19 protein-coding genes and 1 pseudogene are annotated in these 22338 nt (G+C 60.1%); 14 read left to right on the top strand and 6 right to left on the bottom strand.

Translation table 11 applies throughout. The features are described 5' to 3' along the window. The first annotated feature begins 245 nt into the window (after positions 1–245). The 5 genes from KGA82_RS13635 (at position 246) to KGA82_RS13655 (ending at position 8008) form a co-directional block, all read left to right on the top strand. Complete coding sequence (locus KGA82_RS13635) at positions 246–1157, top strand: SDR family oxidoreductase (RefSeq protein ID WP_008026988.1); 912 nt, start codon at positions 246–248, stop codon at positions 1155–1157. A 494-nt stretch (positions 1158–1651) separates the two neighbouring features. After that, positions 1652–3445, top strand: coding sequence for a DUF1302 domain-containing protein (locus tag KGA82_RS13640; RefSeq protein WP_223450718.1), 1794 nt, complete (start codon positions 1652–1654; stop codon positions 3443–3445). A gap of 23 nt (positions 3446–3468) precedes the next feature. Further along, on the top strand, positions 3469–4836 hold the full coding sequence (locus tag KGA82_RS13645; protein WP_223450720.1) for a DUF1329 domain-containing protein: 1368 nt from the start codon (positions 3469–3471) through the stop codon (positions 4834–4836). A gap of 140 nt (positions 4837–4976) precedes the next feature. Further along, positions 4977–7532: a LuxR C-terminal-related transcriptional regulator gene (locus KGA82_RS13650; RefSeq protein WP_223450722.1), complete on the top strand. Its 2556-nt coding sequence runs from the start codon at positions 4977–4979 to the stop codon at positions 7530–7532. A 140-nt stretch (positions 7533–7672) separates the two neighbouring features. Continuing rightward, on the top strand, positions 7673–8008 hold the full coding sequence (locus KGA82_RS13655; RefSeq protein WP_223450724.1) for a hypothetical protein: 336 nt from the start codon (positions 7673–7675) through the stop codon (positions 8006–8008). 25 nt (positions 8009–8033) lie between these two features. On the opposite strand, the gene KGA82_RS13660 is transcribed toward KGA82_RS13655, so the two are convergent. Then, positions 8034–8828 (bottom strand): IclR family transcriptional regulator, encoded by a 795-nt coding sequence (locus tag KGA82_RS13660; RefSeq protein ID WP_008026998.1) that lies wholly within the window; start codon positions 8826–8828, stop codon positions 8034–8036. Positions 8829–8993: 165 nt separating this feature from the next. Here KGA82_RS13660 and hmgA point away from each other — a divergent pair, with 165 nt between their 5' ends. The 3 genes from hmgA to maiA are packed head-to-tail and all read left to right on the top strand — an operon-like array spanning position 8994 to position 12254. Beyond that, positions 8994–10298: a homogentisate 1,2-dioxygenase gene (gene hmgA, locus KGA82_RS13665; RefSeq protein ID WP_223450729.1), complete on the top strand. Its 1305-nt coding sequence runs from the start codon at positions 8994–8996 to the stop codon at positions 10296–10298. A 3-nt stretch (positions 10299–10301) separates the two neighbouring features. After that, a complete protein-coding gene (gene fahA, locus KGA82_RS13670) occupies positions 10302–11606 on the top strand; it encodes a fumarylacetoacetase (RefSeq protein ID WP_008027000.1) in 1305 nt (434 codons plus the stop codon). 12 nt (positions 11607–11618) lie between these two features. Further along, positions 11619–12254, top strand: coding sequence for a maleylacetoacetate isomerase (gene maiA, locus KGA82_RS13675; RefSeq protein WP_008037321.1), 636 nt, complete (start codon positions 11619–11621; stop codon positions 12252–12254). 334 nt (positions 12255–12588) lie between these two features. Here maiA and KGA82_RS13680 read toward each other — a convergent pair whose 3' ends face one another. Continuing rightward, positions 12589–13392, bottom strand: a complete 804-nt coding sequence (locus KGA82_RS13680) for a SirB1 family protein (protein WP_008025317.1) — start codon at positions 13390–13392, stop codon at positions 12589–12591. Between the two features lie 172 nt (positions 13393–13564). Between KGA82_RS13680 and KGA82_RS13685 the strand changes: the two genes are divergently transcribed. The 3 genes from KGA82_RS13685 (at position 13565) to KGA82_RS13695 (ending at position 15945) form a co-directional block, all read left to right on the top strand. Next, positions 13565–14584, top strand: a complete 1020-nt coding sequence (locus KGA82_RS13685; RefSeq protein ID WP_008025318.1) for a Glu/Leu/Phe/Val dehydrogenase family protein — start codon at positions 13565–13567, stop codon at positions 14582–14584. A gap of 117 nt (positions 14585–14701) precedes the next feature. Beyond that, on the top strand, positions 14702–15517 hold the full coding sequence (locus KGA82_RS13690) for a hypothetical protein (protein WP_223450730.1): 816 nt from the start codon (positions 14702–14704) through the stop codon (positions 15515–15517). After that, entirely contained in the window at positions 15514–15945 is a 432-nt protein-coding gene (locus tag KGA82_RS13695; protein ID WP_223434769.1) for a hypothetical protein, read from the top strand. Before KGA82_RS13690 ends, KGA82_RS13695 begins: the two co-directional genes overlap by 4 nt. A 164-nt stretch (positions 15946–16109) precedes the next feature. On the opposite strand, the pseudogene KGA82_RS13700 reads toward KGA82_RS13695, so the two are convergent. After that, positions 16110–16349: pseudogene (locus KGA82_RS13700) on the bottom strand (YebG family protein); the annotation flags it as partial. Positions 16350–16705: 356 nt separating this feature from the next. Between KGA82_RS13700 and KGA82_RS13705 the strand changes: the two are divergent. After that, positions 16706–17206, top strand: coding sequence for a phosphate-starvation-inducible protein PsiE (locus KGA82_RS13705; RefSeq protein ID WP_008025322.1), 501 nt, complete (start codon positions 16706–16708; stop codon positions 17204–17206). On the opposite strand, the gene KGA82_RS13710 is transcribed toward KGA82_RS13705, so the two are convergent. From KGA82_RS13710 to KGA82_RS13720, 3 genes are all read right to left on the bottom strand, one after another. Continuing rightward, positions 17203–17520, bottom strand: a complete 318-nt coding sequence (locus KGA82_RS13710) for a DUF3509 domain-containing protein (protein WP_008025323.1) — start codon at positions 17518–17520, stop codon at positions 17203–17205. The two genes, KGA82_RS13705 and KGA82_RS13710, sit on opposite strands and share 4 nt — an antisense overlap. 276 nt (positions 17521–17796) lie before the next feature. Next, positions 17797–19098 (bottom strand): HAAAP family serine/threonine permease, encoded by a 1302-nt coding sequence (locus KGA82_RS13715; RefSeq protein ID WP_223450732.1) that lies wholly within the window; start codon positions 19096–19098, stop codon positions 17797–17799. Between the two features lie 63 nt (positions 19099–19161). Beyond that, complete coding sequence (locus KGA82_RS13720) at positions 19162–20538, bottom strand: L-serine ammonia-lyase (RefSeq protein WP_223450738.1); 1377 nt, start codon at positions 20536–20538, stop codon at positions 19162–19164. 135 nt (positions 20539–20673) lie between these two features. Between KGA82_RS13720 and KGA82_RS13725 the strand changes: the two genes are divergently transcribed. Together KGA82_RS13725 and KGA82_RS13730 are read left to right on the top strand one after the other, a co-directional pair. Continuing rightward, positions 20674–21621, top strand: a complete 948-nt coding sequence (locus KGA82_RS13725) for a LysR substrate-binding domain-containing protein (protein ID WP_008025326.1) — start codon at positions 20674–20676, stop codon at positions 21619–21621. A 213-nt stretch (positions 21622–21834) separates the two neighbouring features. After that, a complete protein-coding gene (locus tag KGA82_RS13730) occupies positions 21835–22242 on the top strand; it encodes an HPF/RaiA family ribosome-associated protein (protein WP_008025327.1) in 408 nt (135 codons plus the stop codon). Positions 22243–22338: the final 96 nt, after the last annotated feature.

The raw sequence follows: 22338 nt of genomic DNA on the forward strand, positions 1-22338 counted from the left end.
GGTGCCTGACGGATTGCCATCGCCGGCAAGCCGGCTCCTACAGTGTTTTTGTGGTGTTTGATGAGTTTGGGGCACCCCGGTCCTGTAGGAGCCGGCTTGCTGGCGATGGGCCGTGACTCGGTCCACGCGCTCATCATCCCCCCGCCTTATCGAGCACCATTCAGCCTACCCCGTGTTCATTGTGACCGGCAGCGCCTTGCCTGAGACTCGGACTTATTGTCCCACGGCCTGCTGGAGTCCCCCTAATGAATGAGCCTGTGCGCTTCGAAGATAAAGTCGTGATCATCACCGGAGCCGGTGGTGGCCTGGGCCGCGCTCATGCGCTGTTGTTCGCGAAACAGGGCGCCAGGGTGCTGGTCAACGATCTCGGTGGCTCGGCGCAAGGTGAAGGTGCAAACGCTTCGGCAGCAGACCGCGTAGTCGCGGAAATCCGTGAGGCCGGCGGCACTGCCGAGGCCAACCATGACTCCGTCACCGACGGCGACAAAATCGTCCAGAACGCCCTCGACGTTTTCGGCCGGGTCGACGTAGTGGTCAACAACGCCGGGATCCTGCGGGACAAGACTTTCCACAAAATGGACGATGCCGATTGGGACCTGGTCTATCGCGTCCACGTCGAAGGCGCCTACAAAGTCACCCGCGCCGCCTGGCCTCATATGCGCGAGCAAAATTATGGTCGCGTGATCTTCACCGCATCGACCTCGGGCATCTACGGCAACTTCGGCCAGTCCAACTACGGCATGGCCAAGCTCGGCCTCTACGGCCTGACCCGCACCCTGGCCATCGAAGGCCGCAAAAACAACATCCTGGTCAACGCCATCGCGCCTACCGGCGGCACCCGCATGACCGAAGGCCTGATCCCGCCGCAAGTGTTCGAACAACTCAAGCCGGAACTGGTCAGCCCGCTGGTGGTGTACCTCGCCAGCGAAAACTGCCAGGAAACCTCGGGGCTGTTTGAGGTCGGTGGTGGCTGGATGGGCAAGGTGCGTTGGGAGCGCAGCCTCGGCGCCGGGTTCGATCCACGGGTCGGGTTTTCACCGGAAGATGTGGCGGCGCACTGGCAGCAGATCTGCGACTTCGAAGGCGCAGCGCATCCGAAGGACAACATCGAGGCACTGAAGGAAATGATGGGCAATTTGCAGAAGTATTCCCTCTGATTCCTTCGCCTCGCGCAGGGCTCGCCTGAGTTCTGCCTCCGCGCAAAACCATCGCCCATAAAAAAGGCCGCTGCAAACGCAGCGGCCAAAGTAAGACGTTGGATCAAGGAGCTACAAATCAACGTCAGTGAACACGGGGCGATGAGTCGAAACCTTCGACACATCTGAAATCTGTCGCCAATGGCGCGGACTGATCACACGCCATCGCTGTGTGCTGTCAGGCTGTTGCCGTGAAAGCCCGACAAGAATAAGCGCTTGAACCCAAAGGAAAAATAGCGATTCCCGACATGCAGTGTTGCAGTCTGGGCAACAGTCTTGCGCTCATGCATCCGGCTGATGAACCTCCATCCACTTCATCCATACCTCGCGCAACTCCCCGCGCCGCAAGGCCATTCATCCTTTAGAGCGACACAACGAATACCTCCTTGGTGCGCTTATCGCTCCCGACCTGCGGCAGTAGGGTGTGGCCTTCTGTCACTCACCGGGGAAGACGCATGACAAAAACAACAATGCGCGCCATCTTCACGCCGCAGGCGCTGGCCGCTGCGGTTGCCTTGGGTTGCTGTGCCCAGGCGCAGGCCGTTTCATTCAACATTGGCGAAATCGAGGGGACATTCGACTCCTCGCTGTCCGTCGGCGCGAGTTGGGGCATGCGCGATGCCGATAAATCGCTGGTGGGCATCGTCAACGGCGGGACCGGCCAGGCGTCGACCGGTGACGACGGGCGTCTGAACTTCAAGAAGGGCGAAACCTACTCCAAGATCTTCAAGGGTATTCACGACCTCGAACTGAAGTACGGCGACACCGGCGTGTTCGTCCGTGGCAAGTATTGGTACGACTTCGAACTGAAGGATGAAGACCGCGAGTTCAAGCCGATCAGCGATCACAATCGCAAAGAGGGGGCCAAGTCTGCCGGCGCGCAGATCCTCGATGCGTTCGTCTATCACAACTACTCCATCGCCGATTTGCCGGGCACCTTTCGCGCAGGCAAGCAGGTGGTCAGTTGGGGCGAAAGTACCTTCATCGGCAACTCGATCAACAGCATCAACCCGGTCGACGTTTCAGCGTTCCGCCGTCCTGGCGCAGAAATCAAGGAAGGCCTGATTCCGGTGAACATGCTGTTCGCCTCCCAGGGCCTGACCGACAGATTGACGGTGGAAGGTTTCTATCAACTGGAGTGGGACCAGACCGTTCTCGACAACTGCGGCACCTTCTTCGGCGGGGACGTGGCGGCAGATGGCTGCAACACGGGGTACACGGTCGCCAGCCCGGCGATTGCACCGTTGCAACCGATCGCTGCCGCTTTTGGCCAAGGCTTCCAGGTCGGCAAGGAAGGGGTGATCGTGCCCCGTGGCGGCGACCGCGACGCCCGCGACTCCGGGCAATGGGGCACGGCGTTGCGCTGGCTGGGTGATGACACCGAGTACGGCCTGTACTTCATGAACTACCACAGCCGCACGCCGAATGTCGGCACCACCACTGCCGGGGCGGGGACGCTGGCACGCATTCCGGCCATCGTCGGTACCGCCAACGCCATCGCACCCGGCTCTGGTTCGGCCTTGGCCCAGAGCGTGATGCTCGGTCGCGGCCAGTACTACCTCGAATACCCGGAAGACATCCGCCTCTACGGCGCGAGTTTCTCCACCACCTTACCGACCGGCACCGCATGGACCGGCGAGATCAGCTATCGCCCCAACGCACCGGTGCAGGTCAACAGCACCGACCTGACACTGGCCTTGCTCAACCCGATTGCCGGCGGCGCTGCTTCGCCAATCGCCACCCGGCCAGGCGCGGACAACAAAGGTTATCGCCGCAAGGAAGTGACGCAGATCCAGAGCACCCTGACGCACTTCATCGATCAGGTCGCAGGTGCGGACCGTCTGACCCTGGTGGGTGAGGCGGCCGTTGTTCACGTCGGCGGGCTGGAAGACAAAAGCAAGCTGCGTTACGGCCGCGACTCGGTCTACGGACAGTACGGTTTCCGCGGTGATACCGACGGTTTTGTCACCTCGACATCCTGGGGCTACCGCGCCCGCGCGATCCTTGATTACAACAACGTCATCGCCGGGATCAATTTCAAACCCAACCTGTCGTGGTCCCATGACGTCGCCGGTTACGGCCCCAACGGGCTGTTCAACGAAGGCGCCAAGGCCATCAGCGTCGGCGTCGATGCGGACTATCGCAACACCTATACCGCGAGCTTGAGTTACACCGATTTCTTCGGCGGTGACTACAACACCCTGGAAGATCGCGACTTCCTGGCGCTGAGCTTTGGCGTGAACTTCTGATCTGGCTGAGAAGGATGATTTCAATGCGCAAAATGATTCTGCAATGCAGCGTTCTGGCCCTGAGCCTGTTGGCCGTCGATGTAATGGCTGCGGTGTCGCCGGACGAAGCCAACAAACTCGGTACCAGCCTGACGCCGTTGGGCGCCGAGAAGGCGGGTAATGCCGATGGCTCGATTCCGGCCTGGACCGGCGGCATCCCGAAAAACGCGGGCGCGGTGGACAGCAAAGGGTTCCTTGCCGACCCGTTCGCCAATGAAAAACCGCTGTTTACCATCACGGCGGCAACCGTCGACAAGTACAAGGACAAGCTCTCCGACGGCCAGATCGCGATGTTCAAACGCTACCCGGAGACCTACAAGATCCCGGTCTATCCGACCCACCGTACAGTGGCCTTGCCAGCGGACATCTACGAGTCGGCCAAGCGCAGCGCGCTGAATGTAACGCCGATCAACGACGGCAATGGCCTGGCCAATTTCACCGGCAATCGCTACTACGCGTTTCCGATTCCGAAGAACGGCGTTGAGGTGATCTGGAACCACGTTACCCGTTATCACGGCGGTAATTTGCGTCGCACCATCACCCAGGCCACGCCGCAGTCCAATGGCGATTTCACGGTGATCCGCTTCAAGGATGAAGTCGCCGTGCCTTCGCTGCTGGGGGACTTGAAACCCGGCAGCGACGACAACGTGCTCAGCTACTTCAAGCAGGAAGTCACGGCGCCAGCGCGGTTGGCCGGCAACGTGTTGCTGGTTCACGAGACACTCGACCAGGTCAAGGAACCGCGCAAGGCCTGGATCTACAACGCCGGCCAGCGTCGCGTGCGGCGTGCGCCGCAGGTGGCCTATGACGGCGTCGGCACCTCGTCCGACGGGTTGCGCACCACCGACAACTTCGACATGTTTTCCGGCGCACCGGATCGCTATGACTGGAAGCTGATCGGCAAGAAGGAAATGTACATCCCTTACAACAGCTACAAGCTCGACTCGCCCAACCTCAAGTACACCGATGTGATCAAGGCCGGGCATATCAATCAGGACCTCACACGCTACGAGCTGCACCGGGTCTGGGAGGTGGTCGCCACGGTCAAGCCCAACGAACGGCACGTGTACGCCAAGCGTCACATGTACATCGACGAAGACAGCTGGCAGGTGGCACTGGCCGATCACTATGACGGTCGCGGTCAGCTGTGGCGTGTGGCCGAAGGTCATGCCCAGTTCTACTACGATCACCAGGTGCCGGCCTACACCGTTGAAGCGCTGTACGACTTGATCGCCGGTCGCTACATCGCACTGGGGATGAAGAACGAGGAGAAGCACAGCTTCGAATTCGGCATCGATGCCAAAGCAGGTGACTACACGCCAGCAGCGCTGCGGAGTACAGGGGTGAGGTAATCATTCCTACAGGCTCTACAGAAAAAGGTGACTTCGCGGTCACCTTTTTTATAGGTGTCGATAAGTGTGTTGAATACTTCTTCAACAAGCCGTGTAGAGAGGGCTAGGGTGGCGCCACAATTATAAAAAGGCGCACCACTATGACCGCCATGACCCCGTGTCTGGACCGTCCTGGACTTCTGCCCCGTTTGTCTTCCCATCACCAGTCTCGCGAGCGGCTGATCGAGCCGTTACTGGCCTCGACCGCACGCGTGAAATTGCTCTGTGCGCCGGCGGGCAGTGGCAAGAGTGCGCTGCTGATCGAATGCCTGTTGCAGGCGCCCGAGCAGTGCCGGGTCTGTTGGTTGCCGTTGGCGGGGGCGCCGATGGAGGCTGCCGATTTTCGGCAGCGGCTGGCCCACGCGTTGGGATTGGCCGCGGCGGACGAATCCGCATTGCTGTCATCGCTGGCTCAATGGCAGACGCCGACCTGGCTGTGCCTCGATGACTATTGCCGCACGCCCAACCCGGAGCTGGACCTGCTGCTCGACCGGTTGCTGGCCATCAGCAGCCCGATGATTACCTGGTGGCTCAGTGGTCGCCGCCGCCCGCAATGCAATTGGCCACGCTTGTTGCTCGCCGATGAGCTGTACGACTGCGAGCGCGCCACGCTCGCCTTCACTCAAACGGAAATTGCCCGACTGCTGCATCACCTGGAGCCGGAGCAAGCGGCGAAACGTGCCGGCAGGATCATCGAACTCAGCGGTGGCTGGTGCGCAGGTGTGCGGATAGCGCTGCTGCAAAAATGCGACTGGTCGCGCAACGAGTCGCTGCACGGTCGGCCGGACACCCTGCACGATTACCTCGAACACGAATTGTTCGGCATGCTGACCCCGGAGCTGGCAGAAGCCTGGCGGGTGCTGGCCCATTTGCAGCGATTCAATGCGCGGTTGTGCGACCACCTGTTCGGTGCAGGCGAGGGCGCCCAATGCCTGAGCACGTTGCAGGCGTTGGGCTGTTTCATCGAGCCCTGGCAGGACTCGACCGACTGGCTGCAGATTTTCACCCCCCTCACGCAATTGATGCGCGAAGAGCAGTGGCCCGCGGGACGTTCCTGGCATCGCCGCGCTTGTCAGTGGTTCGCCGCCGAACTGGACTGGAAAGCTGCGTTTGAACAAGCCTTGCTGGCCGAAGAGTTCGAGGTCGCGGTCAGCCTGTTGCAGCATTTCAGTTTCGAGCACCTGTTCGAAGAGCAGACCGTGGTGCTGTTGTTGCGTCTGCATGAACACAAAGGCGACGAGCTGATGCTTGGCTCGCCGCAACTGGTGGGGCTGATCACCGCGGCGTTGCTGTTTGCCGGGCGGTTCGAGCAGGCGGGTGAGTGCATCGGGCATTTGTCACGTTTCGCCCCTCAGCCGTCGGCGTTGCATCAACGGCAGCTGATGGCGCGTTGGCAGGCAATGCAGGGTTGGCTGTTGCATTTGCAGGGGCGCATGGAGCCTTCGCGCGCGCATTTGCTTGAGGCACTCGACGAACTCGACCCCTCGCTCTGGACGGCTCGGCTGATGTGCCTGTCAGCGCTGACCCAGCAAGCCTTGCTCAGGGGCGAGCTCGACGTGGCGCAGGCGACCAACCGTGAGGCGTTGTGTCTGGCGCGTGCGCAAGGTTCGCTGGTGTTCGAGGGGCTGCTGGAACTCGATCATGCGCAATTGCTTGAGCAGCGTGGAGCGTCCGGCCGGGCCGAAACCCTGCTGGCCAACATGCATGGCTTGCTCGTCCAGCAGCAACCGCTGGCCGAACCGCTGCTGGGGCGGATTGCCTTGCAGCGCGGACGCTTGAGCCTGTGTCAGGGACGAGAGACGCAGGCGGCCGCGTACTTCGAGAGCGGCCTGCAAATCTGCCTGCGCAGCCAGGACAAACGCGTGCTTTACGGTTTCCTCGGCCTCGCGCAATTGGCCGCCAATCGCCAGGACTACGCCCAGGCTTTTGTCCTGCTGCGTGACGCCGAACGATTGATGCAACAGCGGCGGATACCAGACACGGTCTACCGCAGTGTTCTGCTGCAATACAGCTGCCATTTCTGGCTACAGCAGGGCCGTCCGGATTTGGCCCATGAAGCCCTGACCCGGGTGCTGCGCCACTATCACGGCGTCCATGCTCGTCAGGCGCCGCCGGCGACGCTGGAGCTGATTCCCGGCCTTGAATACCTGCTGGTGCTGACCGAAGTGTATCGAGGGCAGGCGCCAAACCCTCTGGTGCAGCTCGAGGCTCAGTTGCACTGGGCGCGTCAACGGGGAATGGCGGGGCTGCAAGCGCAATTGCACCTGGCGTTGGCAGAAGTGGCCTGGCTGACGGGCGACACGCCTGCCGCTCGCGAGGCGATGCAGGAAGGTTTGGCACTGGTCGAGCGCTGCAATCTTCAACAGGCTCTGCGCGATCTGCAATTGCGTCAGCCACGCTTGCCGGAGGCGATCGGGCGTACCGAGCCGGGTAACCCTGCTGAACCGCTGGCTTCGGTCCAGAACCGCTTGAGTCAGCGTGAAATAGAAGTACTTGAGTTAGTCGCCCTGGGTAACTCCAATCAACAGATAGCTGATCAGTTGTTCATATCGTTACATACCGTTAAAACCCACGCGCGGCGGATCAATGGAAAGTTGGGTGTAGAACGAAGGACTCAGGCTGTGGCCAAAGCCAAAGTTCTGGGGATTGTTGTTTGAAGTGTTTGGTAAGTTTACGTCTGCATACAAGTTGCGGGGTGTACTAAGTTAATTGAGTTGTTTATAAAGTGGGCGTCGGCCCGTCAATCAGTGTTTATATTTTTTGAATGTGTTTTGGCCGACTTCCATTATTAGTAAGGATGCTATTTGTGAGTAATAAGTTGCTGGAAGAAGTAGGTAAGAAACTGGCTGAGGTGTTCAGTCATATGGGGTATTCCATTCATGTCGATGAGACCTACCTGAATTCGGTAGTGGTCAACGACGAGGGCAAACAGGTAGTTGATTACTCCGAGAGTTTGAGCTGGGCTATCATGGAAAAAGTGCAGGCGGATGAGTTGCCGGCTTTCAATGAAGTTTACGCAGGTATCTTTTCCGAACGGTGGACTTTTGATAAAGCTGATCGAGTTGTCGGTTTGGATATCATCGATCTTAATAATGCAGGTCGTGTTGTGGTCGAGTCCTACCGAAGCAAGTAATCACTGCAGTAGGCTGATAACTTAGTTAGCCAGTGAAAGCGGATGGCTCATAGCCCATTCGCCAACTCACGGCCCGCGTCGCCGCCAGCAATCGCTGCGCCGCCGGGCCGTTTTCGTCGGCGTGAAACAGTGATGCCGGGCCAACGATGGTCATGACGGCCACCACATTCCCCACCGCGTTGAACACCGGGGCCGACAACGCATCGACGCCGGGCATCAACAAACCATGCACATGGTGCAGGCCGCGCTCGCGGATCTGCTCACACAAGGTCACATAAGCCTGATCGTCCGCCAGCGTATGGGAATTGCTTGCCAGCACTTCCTGCTCGCGCAAATCCACCGTTTCACGCTTGGGCAGATAAGCGCCAAACACCAATCCCGTGGATGAACTGAGCAACGGCAACACAGAGCCCAATTGCGTCACCACGGTCACCGCGCGCACTGCCGGTTCGATATGCACCACGGTTGCGCCCTGATTGCCCCACACCGCCAAAAAACACGTTTCATTCAATTCATCGCGCAGTTCGGCCAGGGGCAGGGCGGCGACTTTCAGCACGTCCATACTGTTAAGTGCGGCCAACCCCACGCGCAGCGCTTCGCGGCCCAGGCCGTAGTGGTTGGTGGCGGTGTTCTGTTCGGCAAAACCGCTGGCGATCAACGCCTGTAGATAGCGGTGGACCTTGCTTGCCGGCATCTGCACATGCTCGGCCAGGCGCGACAGTGAAGTCGATGGCGACAACTCGGCCAGTGCCTTGAGGATGTCGGTGCCGACCTCGGCCGAGCGGACTTTCTGTTTGTCGTTGTTGCGCGGCGTTTCCATGGAGGCAGTCTGATCCCGGGACGAATGGGCGTCTTTATAGCTTGACGGTCAATACCAATCAAATTACGTTATGCGTAATTGAATTACGATAAAAATAACCCAGGCGTGCCGAGACCTCTGCAACAGAGTGACAGGCCATTGCCTACTCCCTGTTCAGGAGGCTCCATGAACCTCGATTCAACGGCGCCCGCGCTGGCTTATCAGTCCGGTTTCGGCAATGAGTTCAGCAGTGAAGCGTTGCCCGGCGCACTGCCCGTCGGCCAGAACTCCCCGCAAAAAGCCCCATACGGCCTCTACACTGAGCTGTTCTCCGGCACCGCGTTCACCATGGTTCGCGCCGAAGCGCGGCGGACCTGGATGTACCGCATTCAGCCGTCGGCCAATCACCCGGCGTTCGTCAAACTGGATCGGCAACTGGCCGGCGGACCGTTGGGTGAAGTGACCCCCAATCGCCTGCGCTGGAACCCGTTGGACATCCCGACCGAGCCCACCGATTTCATTGACGGGCTGGTGAGCATGGCCGCCAATTCGGCGGCGGAAAAACCGGCCGGAATCAGCATTTACCATTACCGTGCCAACCGCTCCATGGAGCGCGTGTTCTTCAACGCGGATGGCGAACTGCTGCTGGTGCCGGAACTGGGCCGCCTGCGCATTGCCACCGAACTGGGCGTGCTGGAACTCGAACCGCTGGAAATCGCCGTGCTGCCGCGCGGTCTGAAATTTCGCGTCGAACTGCTCGACCCGCAGGCGCGTGGCTACATTGCGGAAAACCACGGCGCGCCATTGCGCCTGCCGGACCTCGGACCGATTGGCAGCAACGGTCTGGCCAATCCACGGGACTTCCTGACCCCGGTCGCCCATTACGAAAACCTCAAGCAGCCGACCACCCTGGTGCAGAAATTCCTCGGCCAGTTGTGGGGTTGCGAGCTCGATCATTCGCCGCTGAACGTGGTCGCCTGGCACGGTAATAACGTGCCGTACAAATATGACCTGCGCCGTTTCAACACCATTGGCACGGTCAGCTTCGATCATCCGGATCCTTCGATTTTCACCGTCCTGACTTCGCCGACCAGCGTCCATGGCCTGGCCAATCTCGACTTCGTGATCTTCCCGCCACGCTGGATGGTCGCCGAAAAAACCTTCCGTCCACCGTGGTTCCACCGCAACCTGATGAACGAATTCATGGGCCTGATCAAGGGCGAGTACGACGCCAAGGCCGAAGGCTTCGTGCCCGGCGGTGCGTCGCTGCACAGCTGCATGAGCGCCCACGGCCCGGACGGCGAAACCTGCACCAAGGCAATCAACGCGCAGCTTGCACCCGCGAAAATCGACAACACCATGGCCTTCATGTTCGAGACCAGCCAGGTGCTGCGCCCGAGTCGCTTCGCCCTCGACTGCCCACAGCTGCAACCCCATTACGACGCCTGCTGGGCCACGTTGCCCGCTACTTTCGACCCGACCCGGAGATAACCCATGACTCAGACTTCCATCACTCGTAGCTGGGTTGCCTCCGCCAACGGCCATGTCGACTTCCCGCTGCAAAACCTGCCGCTGGGCGTGTTCAGTGTGAAGGGTTCTGCGCCGCGCAGTGGCGTGGCGATTGGCGAACACATCTTCGATCTGCAAGCGGCACTCGACGCCGGCCTGTTCGACGGCGCTGCAAAAGCGGCGGTCGAAGCCACCCGTGGCGGTCAGCTCAATGCGTTTTTCGAACTCGGCCGCGAGGCTCGTGTTGCCCTGCGTGAGCGCTTGATCGAACTGTTCAAGGAAGGCAGCACCCTGCACGGCAAGATCGAAGCCCAAGGTGCAAAACTGCTGCCGCTGGCGGCGAACTGCGAGATGCACCTGCCGGCGAAAATCAACGATTACACCGACTTCTACGTCGGCATCGAGCACGCGCAAAACGTCGGCAAACTGTTCCGTCCCGACAACCCGCTGCTGCCGAACTACAAGTACGTGCCGATCGGTTACCACGGCCGCGCATCGACCATTCGCCCGTCCGGCACCGACGTTCGCCGTCCGAAAGGCCAGACCCTGCCGGCCGGTCAGACCGAACCGACCTTCGGCCCGTGTGCACGGCTGGACTACGAACTGGAACTGGGCATCTGGATCGGCCAGGGCAACGACATGGGCGACTCGATTGCCATCGGCGACGCCGCCGATCACATCGCCGGTTTCTGCCTGCTCAACGACTGGTCGGCGCGGGATATCCAGGCGTGGGAATACCAGCCTCTGGGGCCGTTCCTGTCGAAAAGTTTCATAACCAGCATCTCGCCATGGGTGGTGACGGCCGAAGCGCTGGAGCCGTTCCGTCGTGCGCAACCGGCGCGTCCGGAAGGCGATCCGCAGCCGCTGCCTTACCTGTTCGACAAACGTGACCAGGCCGCGGGGGCCTTCGACATCGAACTGGAAGTGCTGCTGCTGACCGAAGGCATGCGCGAGCAGAACCTGCCGGCCCATCGCCTGACCCTGAGCAACACCCGACACATGTACTGGACCGTGGCGCAAATGGTCGCGCACCACAGCGTCAACGGCTGCCAGTTGCAGGCCGGCGATCTGTTCGGCTCGGGCACTTTGTCGGGGCCGGAAAATGGTCAGTTCGGCAGCCTGCTGGAAATCACCGAGGGCGGTAAAAAGCCGATCGAACTGGCTTCCGGCGAAGTGCGTAAATTCCTTGAGGACGGCGACGAAATCATCCTGCGCGCCCGTTGCAGCCGCGACGGTTTTGCCTCCATCGGTTTCGGCGAATGCCGTGGCAAAGTGCTGCCGGCGCGTTAAGAGGAACGGGTCATGGAACTCTATACCTACTACCGTTCAACCTCGTCTTACCGGGTGCGTATCGCCTTGGCGTTGAAGGGCCTGGATTACCGGGCGCTGCCGATCAACCTGATCGCGCCGCCGGGCGGTGAGCATCGCCAGCCACCGTACCTGGCGATCAATCCGCAAGGCCGGGTGCCGGCCTTGCGCACCGACGAAGGCGAGTTGCTGATCCAGTCTCCGGCGATCATCGAGTACCTGGAGGAACGTTATCCACAGGTGCCGCTGCTGTCCAAAGACCTTGCCGCTCGCGCGCATGAGCGCGGTGTGGCGGCGGTGATTGGCTGCGACGTGCATCCGCTGCACAACGTCAGCGTGCTCAACAGGCTGCGGCAGTTGGGCCACGATGAACCGCAGGTGGTCGAGTGGATCGGGCACTGGATCAGCCAAGGGCTGGCGACGGTGGAACAGTTGATTGGTGATGAAGGTTATTGCTTCGGCGCTGAACCGGGGCTGGCGGATGTGTACCTGATTCCGCAGTTGTACGCGGCTGAACGTTTCAACATTTCGCTGGAGGCGTATCCACGGATTCGTCGAGTGGCGACGCTGGCCGCGACGCATCCAGCGTTCATGAAAGCGCACCCGGCCAATCAGCCAGACACTCCTTGAAAACATCACACCGCCCCCTGTAGGAGCGAAGCTTGCTCGCGATGAACGATGACGCGGTGTTCCTGACTGACCGCGGCGTCTCAATCGCCAGCAAGCCGGCTCCTACAGGTTCAATTGCCGCACAATTCCCTGTAGGAGCGAAGCTTGCTCGCGAAGAACGATAACGCGGTGTTCCTGATGGACCGCGGCGTTTGAATCGCCAGCAAGCCGGCTCCTACAGGTTCAATTGCCGCACAATTCCCTGTAGGAGCGAAGCTTGCTCGCGAAGAACGATAACGCGGTGTTCCTGTGGGACCGCGGTGTTTGAATCGCCAGCAAGCTGGCGCCTGCAGGTTCAGTGGACGATGGAGTTGGGGGGCAGGTGGCCGAGTCGTTCGGTCAGGCGGATCCGCTGGATCGGGTCGTCGCTGAGCAGCAGCGCATGCTCCAGATCGAAACGCTCGGCGTTCGGGCAGTCCAGCCGCTGGTAAAGGCTGGCCCGGGCCAGGTAATCGGAGGCACTGGCGTTACCCAGTTCAAGCACACGTTCGGCGTCGATCAACGCGCCAATGTAGTCATCGTGGGAAAGGTGCAACTGGCGCAGGTTGCGTGACAACCGCTGGAGCATTTGCACCGGCTCGGCCGTCAGCAAATGTTCGGCGCTGAGTTTCATGTTCGGGCCGTACTGGCGTTGCAGCAGTTCCCGGCAATCGTTGGGGTACAACCGTCGACCGCCACAAGGGTCCAGCAAGTGATCGGCCCCCGGAACCCGCAGCAGGAAATGCCCTGGGAAGTTGACCCCGACCAAGGGGATTTCCAGGCCTCTGGCCAGTTCCAGCGCAATCAGGCCCAGGGCCAATGGCTGGCCACGTCGGCGCTCCAGCACTTTGTCGAGCAAGGCCACTTGCGGTCGCAATGGCGTGAAATCGTCCTGGGCGTATCCCAGATCATTCAGGCGTCGCAACAGCGGCTGGGCCAGCTCGCTGACCGGCAACATCGGCAAGCCGTAACTGACGCGTTGTTGCAGGTCCTTGAAATTTGCCAGTACCGCCTGCGGATCCACCTCTTTATCGTGCTCGACGGCAATCCACAGCGCCGCTTCGAACAGCGCGGGCGGTGATCGTTGCAGGCAGTCGAAAAAACGTTGGCGGGGCGTCATCAAAATCTCCGGGACATGCCTCGTTTTAGCCTCCCCTGCGGCATTCGTCCAGTGCCGCGCAGGTTATGTCCGAAAGCCTGAATGGCGGCGCCGCTTATTCCGGTGCGCTTCTGCAAATTTTGGGCGCAAGCCTATACTGGCGACTACAAGAAGTGATTCGGGAGCCCCTACGATGTTCGCTCTCATGCAAAGCACTCGCCTTGAATCGCTGCATCTGAGCGTCGACTCGGTCACCGGGTTGAAGGCGGTCATTGCTATTCATAACAGCCGTCTGGGGCCTGCCCTGGGCGGGTGTCGTTACCTTGCCTATCCAAGCGACGAGTCCGCGGTCGAGGATGCCATTCGTCTGGCTCAAGGCATGAGTTACAAGGCGGCACTGGCCGGCCTGGCTCAGGGTGGCGGCGTGGCGGTGATTGTTCGACCGGTCCATGTGGAAAACCGCGCCGCGCTGTTCGAAGCGTTCGGGCGCTGCATCAATCAGCTCGACGGGCGCTATATCACGGCCATCGACAGCGGTACCTCCGTGGCGGACATGGATTGCATCGCCCAACAGACCCAGCACGTCACCAGCACCACTTCGGCGGGCGATCCGGCGCCTCACGCGGCGATGGGCGTATTCACCGGCATTCGTGCCACCGCCATGGCCCGCCTGGGCAGCGACAACCTCGAAGGCCTGCGCGTGGCCATTCAAGGCCTGGGCAATGTCGGTTATGCCTTGGCCGAGCAGTTACACGCTGCCGGTGCCGAACTGCTGGTCAGCGACATCGATCACGGCAAGGTGCAACTGGCGATGGAGCAACTCGGCGCTCACCCGATTGCCAACGAGGCGTTGCTCAGCACGCCCTGCGACATTCTCGCGCCGTGCGGCCTCGGCGGCGTGCTCAACAGCAACACCGTTACGCAACTGCGATGCTCGGCAGTGGCCGGTTCGGCGAATAACCAACTGACTCATCTGGATGTCGCGGATCAACTGGAACGGCGAGGCATTCTTTATGCGCCGGATTATGTGATCAATGCCGGCGGGCTGATTTACGTGTCGCTCAAACATCGTGGCGAAGAGCTGACGACCATCACCGCGCACTTGTCGAAAATCAGCTCACGGCTGACCGAAGTGTTCGCCCATGCCCAGGCTGAGAAACGTTCCCCGGCCCGGGTGGCGGACGAGCTGGCAGAGAAAGTCTTGTACCGGTAAAGGCTCGCCGCGCCCTTCACTTCGCTGGCAAATTCTAAAGACCTGACTACGCTGCAAGCGGGATGGCGCAACGCCACCCGCCCGGTTGATGAGGGCCTGCCAGCGTCTGGGGCAATCATGACTGGCGCACTGCTTTTTCGTGATTTCAAGGAGCGAATCATGTCTTCCAGTTCTTCTCTCACCTGCAATTTCACGATCAACTCCAGCCTTGATATTGGCGTGTCGTTTGTCAGCGACGATAACGGCGCCAATTACGGCGGGCAGATCACTATTTTCACCCCCGGCACCGCAGGTCCGGTGAGCACCGGTTTATGGGACAACGACGGCAACGTCTTCTTCACCCTCTACCAGTCTGAAAACCCGGCCATCAACTGCGTTATCAATTCGGGATCGACGCCCGGTACCTGGGACCCCTACGTGGAGGTCGCCCAGCAAAATGGCCTGATCTGCACCATCACCGGCCCGGTGCAGCAGCCCGGTGAAAACACGTTTGGTTATACCCTCAATGTCGCGCAGGGCACGGGCGTTGGTCAGGGTGCCGTTACGGGACAGGCAGCAGGATCGCCAACGCCGCAATACGTTGCGCGAATGACGCTTCCTGCAGGCGGTAAAGAGGCGTGGACGCTGATCATGCAGGGCAATACCCCGGTGCCCGATGAAATCAGTGTTGGCTCGCCGGTTGTCATGGCATGGGCGCGGTTTGACGACGGGACGCAGGTCGCCGGCGGTGTCTACAAATCGCCCACCCCGACAGACTACAACGTCAAGTTCATGTGGGTGCTGGACGCCAACGGTAATCAGTATCCGGGTTGGCCCATCGATGTCAGCGATCACGAGGACTTCCTCAACAATGGCTACCTGTTTTCACTGACGCCTGACAGTGAAGAGGTCTACCTGTTGAACGTCGTTGAACGGCCATGGGTGAAATCATGAGCACTTCTTACACCTTCTCCGTCAGCCTGTTCGACGCGAGCGCCAACCCGAACGGGTTGCAGGTTTGGCAGAGCGGCACGTTGACGTTCGACACCGATTCGGTGACAGGCGCATTGGCGCTACCGGATTTCTACCAGGATCCGATCCCGTACGAGGGAAGCACCGTATCGCCAGCAACGTTGGCGGGCACGATCATCGAGGCCTCGGGCAAAAGTGCCGAGGCACAGATCACCTTCACGGTGACCTATAACTTTGATGGTTTCCTTTACAACGGTAGCTATGTCGGCGGTTTGATCAGTGTGCTCGACTACGCTGCGCAAGAAACGTATCTCTACGTCATCCAGGGACTTTCTCCGCAGTCGCCATGGGGTGCGTCAATACGTGGAAGCTCGACAGCTGCAGACGAGCGAACGCCGCGAACGGTTTGAGCCGCGTTTTTCGCAGGCATGAAAAAGGCCCTGAGTCATTCGACTCAGGGCCTGTTCAATTCGGCTGTTGCTTACTTCGGCGTTTTAGCGGCTTTGGCTGGCTTGGTCGGCTCAGCTGTTTCTGCCACTTCAACCTGTTCCGCGACTTCAACAGGCGCGCTCAGCAGCTCGGACAACGCATCCGGCTGGCTCTTGAACGCCTTGGCGAACACATCGCGATTCTTCGCCATGTAGATCCCGGCTTCTTCCACTTGCTGCTCGGTCAGGGACGGAACGGCTTTTTGCAACACTTCAGCCAGCAATTCGGCCAGTTCGAGCATTTTGTCATGACGGTCAGCTTCGGCTTTATCCATGAACAAGCGCTCCAGATCTCGGCTGCTGCGGTATACCACTTCGACGGCCATTCACCACCTCACATGCCTTCACGATAGTTGTCTGTTTCGACCACTGTGTTTTTATACAGCGAAAAGGATAAGCGAATCCCTGCGCTTTGGGTAGTGGCTTTTTAATGTAGACCGAAATCAGCGTTTGTCAGGTGGACCGCGTTGCTCCATTCGCGGGCAAGCCTCGCTCCTACAGGGCAATAACGCTAGGTAGGAGCGAGGCTTGCCCGCGAAGGCGCCCGTCCAGACACCACAAAAGTGTCCACTGGCAGCCTATCGCCATCTCACCATCAGCCTCTGGCCTTTTTTCTGCATGCAGAACAACCGTCACGTCCAACCCGCATCATCCGCTCGAACCGAGCTAAGGAAGAATCATCGTGAAAATCAACTGGGCCGAGAACCTGCGGCAGAACGTGCACCAACTGGCCGAATCCCTGGGCAATCTGTTCGTCGAGACCTTCCACTACCTGGCGTTGTTCGCCATCGGTGCGGTGACCGCGTGGGCGGCGGTGATGGAGTTTCTGGGGATGATCGAAGCGGGGCACATCAAGATCGATGACATCTTGCTGCTGTTCATCTACCTCGAACTGGGCGCGATGGTCGGGATTTACTTCAAGACCAATCACATGCCGGTGCGTTTCCTGATCTACGTGGCGATCACCGCGCTGACGCGGCTGCTGATCTCCAACGTCTCGCACCACAATCCGCCGGACCTGGGCATCATTTACCTGTGCGGCGGGATTCTGCTGCTGGCGTTTGCGATTCTGGTGGTGCGTTACGCCTCGTCGCAATTCCCTTCGGTGAAGATCGAACACCCGCAACGCAAGACCGGTGCGGGTTCCAGTGAGCATCCCGAAGTGGAGAAGGGCGAGATTTAAAACCGCATGGCGGGGCGCGGGTGGGCTTTGGTCGATGGCGGCGGCGGGGTGCGATTGTCGCTGTCGGTCATGGCCTCGAGGATGGTCATTGCGCTGTGACCCTGCTCGATGGCGATGCCGAATTGAATACTTTGCACCAGGCGTTTGAGGCGCTTGGGGTCATTGCGTTGTTCGGCGCTGATCATTCGCTTGGCCACGACGCGGCCGCTGTTGGAGAGGGTCAGCATGATGCTGCCGTCCAGCCCCTGAATGCTCAGGTTGATCTGGTAATCCGGTGCAAAGGCATCGGTGATGAGCTGAAAAGGGTTGTCCATGATGCGTCACCGCCTGATTGAACGTGCAGTAGTTGACCGGCCATGATCGGGTTGGTTCGCAACACCGGACCATCGGCCTGTCGCTCGCGGAGGTATTCAAACATTCCTTTTTGCCTCGTCAGGGATGTAGCAAGGGGCATGCCGGAAAGATTGTCGAACAATGTAGGCGCGAGCTTGCTCGCGATGTTCGTCAACGATAACGCGTGTTTACCGGGTAAACGTGGCGCTCTCGAGACCATCGCGAGCAGGCTCGCTCCTACAAGAACGTTGCCCGTTTCAGGGCATGAATGAGTAGATGATCGCAGACAGTGCAATCAGACCGATCAACACCACAAACACGTTCGACGCCTGGCCCGAATACTGGCGCAAAGCCGGTACGCGGCGGATGGCGTACATCGGCATCAGGAACAACAGGCACGCAATGATCGGCCCGCCGAGGGTTTCGATCATGCCAAGGATGCTCGGGTTGAAAGTGGCCACGGCCCAGCAGCTGAGGATCATGAACAGTGCAGTCATGCGGTTCAGCCAGCTCGCCGACATCACCCGGCCACGGCCACGCAGGCTTTTCACGATCAGGCCCTGAAAGCCTTCGCTGGCGCCGATGTAATGGCCGAGGAAGGATTTGGTGATCGCCACCAGCGCAATCAGCGGCGCGGCGTAGGCAATGACCGGGGTCTGGAAGTGGTTGGCCAGGTACGACAGGATCGAGATGTTCTGTGCCTTCGCCGCCGCCAGATCAGCCGGGGACAGCGCCAGCACGCAGCTGAAACAGAAGAACATCACGGTCACCACCATCATCCCGTGGGCGATGGCGAGGATGCCGCTGCTCTTGCACTCGGCTTGCTCGCCGTACCGCTGCTTCTGATCGACAGCAAAGGCGGAGATGATCGGCGAATGGTTGAACGAAAACACCATCACCGGGATCGCCAGCCACAGCGTTTTGAAGAACAGTGGCATCGGCATGCCGTCACCGGCGGTGGCGAAGAACGCGCCGTTCCAGTTCGGAATCAGACTGATACCGAGCAGCAGCAACGCCGCGACGAACGGGTAAACCAGCACGCTCATGCATTTGACGATGACGCCCTGGCCGCAGCGGACAATCGCCATCAAACCAAGGATCAGCCCCAGCGACAGCACCGCCCGAGGTGGCGGGGCGATGTGCAACTGGTGCTCCATGAAACTGCTGAGGGTGTTGGTCAGCGCCACGCTGTACACCAGCAGAATCGGGAAGATCGCGAAAAAATACAGCAGCGTGATCAGCTTGCCGGCACCGATGCCGAAGTGTTCTTCCACCACTTCGGTGATGTCCCCGGAGCGTCCCGACAGCACGAAGCGAGTCAGGCCCCGGTGGGCGAAGAAGGTCATCGGAAACGCCAGCACCGCCAGGATCAGCAGCGGCCAGAAGCCACCCACGCCGGCGTTGATCGGCAGGAACAGCGTGCCGGCGCCAATCGCCGTGCCGTAGAGGCCCAGCATCCAGGTGGTGTCGTGTTTGCTCCAGCCCTTGTGGGCTGTTTCTGTATTGCGTGTCAGGTCTACAGCAGGATTATCGGCAGCAGGTGTACGTACATCGGTCATCGTTATTGGCCTCGTTATTATTCTTGCTCGGGCTCACGTGTTGCGGACGGTCGGGAATGCTCCTCAGCACTCCACCCAGCTGACAGCCAGGCCGCCCCGTGAAGTCTCTTTGTATTTGTCGTGCATGTCGGCGCCGGTATCGCGCATGGTGCGGATCACCCGGTCCAGGGAAATGAAGTGTTTGCCGTCGCCGCGCAGGGCCATTTGCGTGGCGTTGATCGCCTTCACGGCCGCGATGGCGTTGCGCTCGATACACGGCACTTGCACCAGGCCGCCGACCGGGTCGCAGGTCAGGCCCAGGTTGTGTTCCAGGCCGATTTCGGCGGCGTTTTCCAGTTGCTCGGGCGTGGCGCCCAGTACGTCGGCCAGACCGGCGGCGGCCATGGCGCACGCCGAACCGACTTCGCCCTGGCAGCCGACTTCGGCGCCGGAGATCGAAGCGTTTTTCTTACAGAGAATGCCTACGGCCGCGGCGCCCAAAAAGAACGCAACGACGTCATCGTCCGACGCGTCCGGGTTGAATTTCATGTAGTAGTGCAGGACGGCGGGAATGATCCCGGCCGCGCCGTTGGTAGGCGCGGTGACCATCCGTCCGCCGGCGGCGTTTTCTTCGTTCACGGCGAGGGCAAACAGGTTCACCCATTCCATCGCAGACAGTGTCGAAGTGATGACATTCGGCTTGCCGATTTCCAACAGGCTGCGGTGCAATTTCGCTGCGCGGCGCGGAACATTCAGACCGCCGGGCAGGATGCCTTCGTGGCGCAAACCCTGCTCGACACACTCGCGCATCACCGACCAGATGTGCAGCAAGCCCTGACGGATTTCGGCTTCGCTGCGCCAGGCCCGTTCGTTGGCCATCATCAACTCGGAAACCCGCAGGCCATGCTGATTGCAGAGCTTGAGCAATTCGGCGGCGCTGGAAAAATCATACGGCAGCACCACGTCGCTGGTCGGCGCGATGCCGGACTCGGCTTCGGCGGCTTCGATGATGAAACCGCCGCCGATCGAGTAGTACGTTTGCTCCGACAGCTCACCGGTGTCGCCGAAGGCTGTCAGCGACATGGCGTTGGGGTGGTAGGGCAGGCTCTCGTCGAGCAGCAGGAGATCGCTTTGCCAGTTGAAGGCGATTGTTTTTTGGCCGGCGAGATTCAGTTCGCCGGTATCGAGCAGTGTTTTGATGCGGCTGTCGATGCTGGTCGGGTCGATGCTGTCCGGCCATTCGCCCATCAGGCCCATGACGCAGGCGCGGTCGGTGGCGTGGCCGACGCCGGTGGCGGAAAGGGAGCCGTACAGGCGGATTTCCACTCGGCGTACGGCGTCCAGCAAATGCTGGTCAATCAGTGCCTGGGCAAAGGTCGCGGCGGCGCGCATCGGGCCGACGGTGTGAGAACTGGACGGACCGATGCCGACTTTGAAAAGATCAAAAACACTGATAGCCATGCTAAAGCCTATACAAGCAATGGAAGAGAAATCGCTGCCATTTTTGTAGGACAAGCGCAATGTCGGCGATACTGCCTACCTCGGTCCTACGTGACCAACGAAACTTCCTAAGACAGCCTTTAGCAGGACTAAACAATGAGTCGCCAATTGCACGCCCAGACTTACGTCTGGCTGCACGTGTTTTCCTGTGCCGCACGGCACTTGTCATTCACCCGCTGCGCCGAAGAACTGCACATCACGCCGGGGGCGGTCAGTCAGCAAATCCGACAACTGGAAGAACGGCTGGGGTTTCGACTGTTCCACCGGCGTGCCCGGGGCGTGGAGTTGAGCGCGCAAGGCCAGCGACTGGCCATTACGGTCAACGAGGCTTACGGCAGCATCGACGCGGAATTGCGACGACTGGACGCGGGAATGATCAGCGGGATTTTGCGGGTGCGGTCGATTCCATCGTTCCTGAGCAAATGGCTGACCCCGCGTCTGCCGCGCTTGCAGCAGCGTTTTCCGGACATTCAGCTGCGCCTGGTGGCCGAGGACAGCAGCGTGCCGTTGCATGAGGGCGACTTTGACCTGGCCATCGACCTGAACGACGGCAGCTACCCTGGCTTGTTATCCACAACCTTGCTCGACGAACAGATCTTCCCGGTGTGCGCGCCGAGCCTGTTGCGCGGACGGCCGCCGTTGCATGGCCCGGCAGACCTGTCGCACTTTCCGCTGTTGCACGACATTACGGCCTGGCGCGGCAGTTACGAGTACGCGGAGTGGGAGTTCTACCTCAACGCCATCGGTTTCGAAGGCGCGGACGTGCGGCGCGGGCACACGTTCAATCGCAATCACCTGACCATCGAAGCGGCGATTGCCGGCATGGGCGTGGCGATTGCGCGGCGAACGCTGTTGAACGATGAGCTGGAGCGCGGGACGTTGATTGTGCCGTTCGGTCTGGCGGTGCCCAATCACAAACGTTACGTGTTGCTGTATGCGCCGGGGGCGCTGAGCCATCCGGGCGTGCGCGCGGTGCATGACTGGCTGGTAGAGGAGGCGGGTGTTTTTCGCAGCCTGCACCCGCTGGCGGAGCGGCAGATGTGAGTAATTATGACAAAGAAGTGAAGCGACCCAACTCCCGACCTTAACAGCGCTTTTGCTCCTTGTCCGGCTTTTTTTGCGTATGAAAATTTATCTTTTTTCAGGGGTTGAATTGTTCGTCGTACAGACCGATTGTGTAACCAAGAGGTCACGGTGATGACGCCCAAGGGCCAGCCGAGGGGCCTCTCGCGAGCTAGCTGAAATAAGGGATGAACTATGCAAATCCAAGTCAACAGCGATAACCATATTCAAAGCAGCATCCGACTGGAGGAGTGGGTACGTACTACCATTGAGAGCACGCTCGAACGTTATGAAGAGGACCTGACACGCGTCGAGGTCCATCTGCGGGACGAGAACGGCGACAAGCCCGGTCCCCATGATTTGCGCTGCCAGCTGGAAGCGCGGCCAAAAGGCCACCAACCGATTTCTGTCACCCATAAAGCCGAAAACCTGGAACTGGCGATCGACGGTGCGGCTGAAAAACTCGAACATGCACTGGAACACCTGTTCGGCAAACTGCGGGGCAAACCACGTGCCGCTGTGGTGCCGTTCGAGAGGCGTGCAGCCGATGCGCTGCTGGAAGACGAGTTTCTCGAGAACGAACAGGCTGCACAAAACGGCTGACGCCTGATTTAACGTCCCAACGAAAAACGGGCCTGCATTGCAGGCCCGTTGTTGTTTGTGCCGATTATCGCGGCGCCGCGATTCCTTGTAGGAGCG

Source organism: Pseudomonas sp. BF-RE-22 (assembly GCF_019956155.1).
Taxonomy (GTDB): Bacteria; Pseudomonadota; Gammaproteobacteria; order Pseudomonadales; family Pseudomonadaceae; genus Aquipseudomonas; species Aquipseudomonas migulae.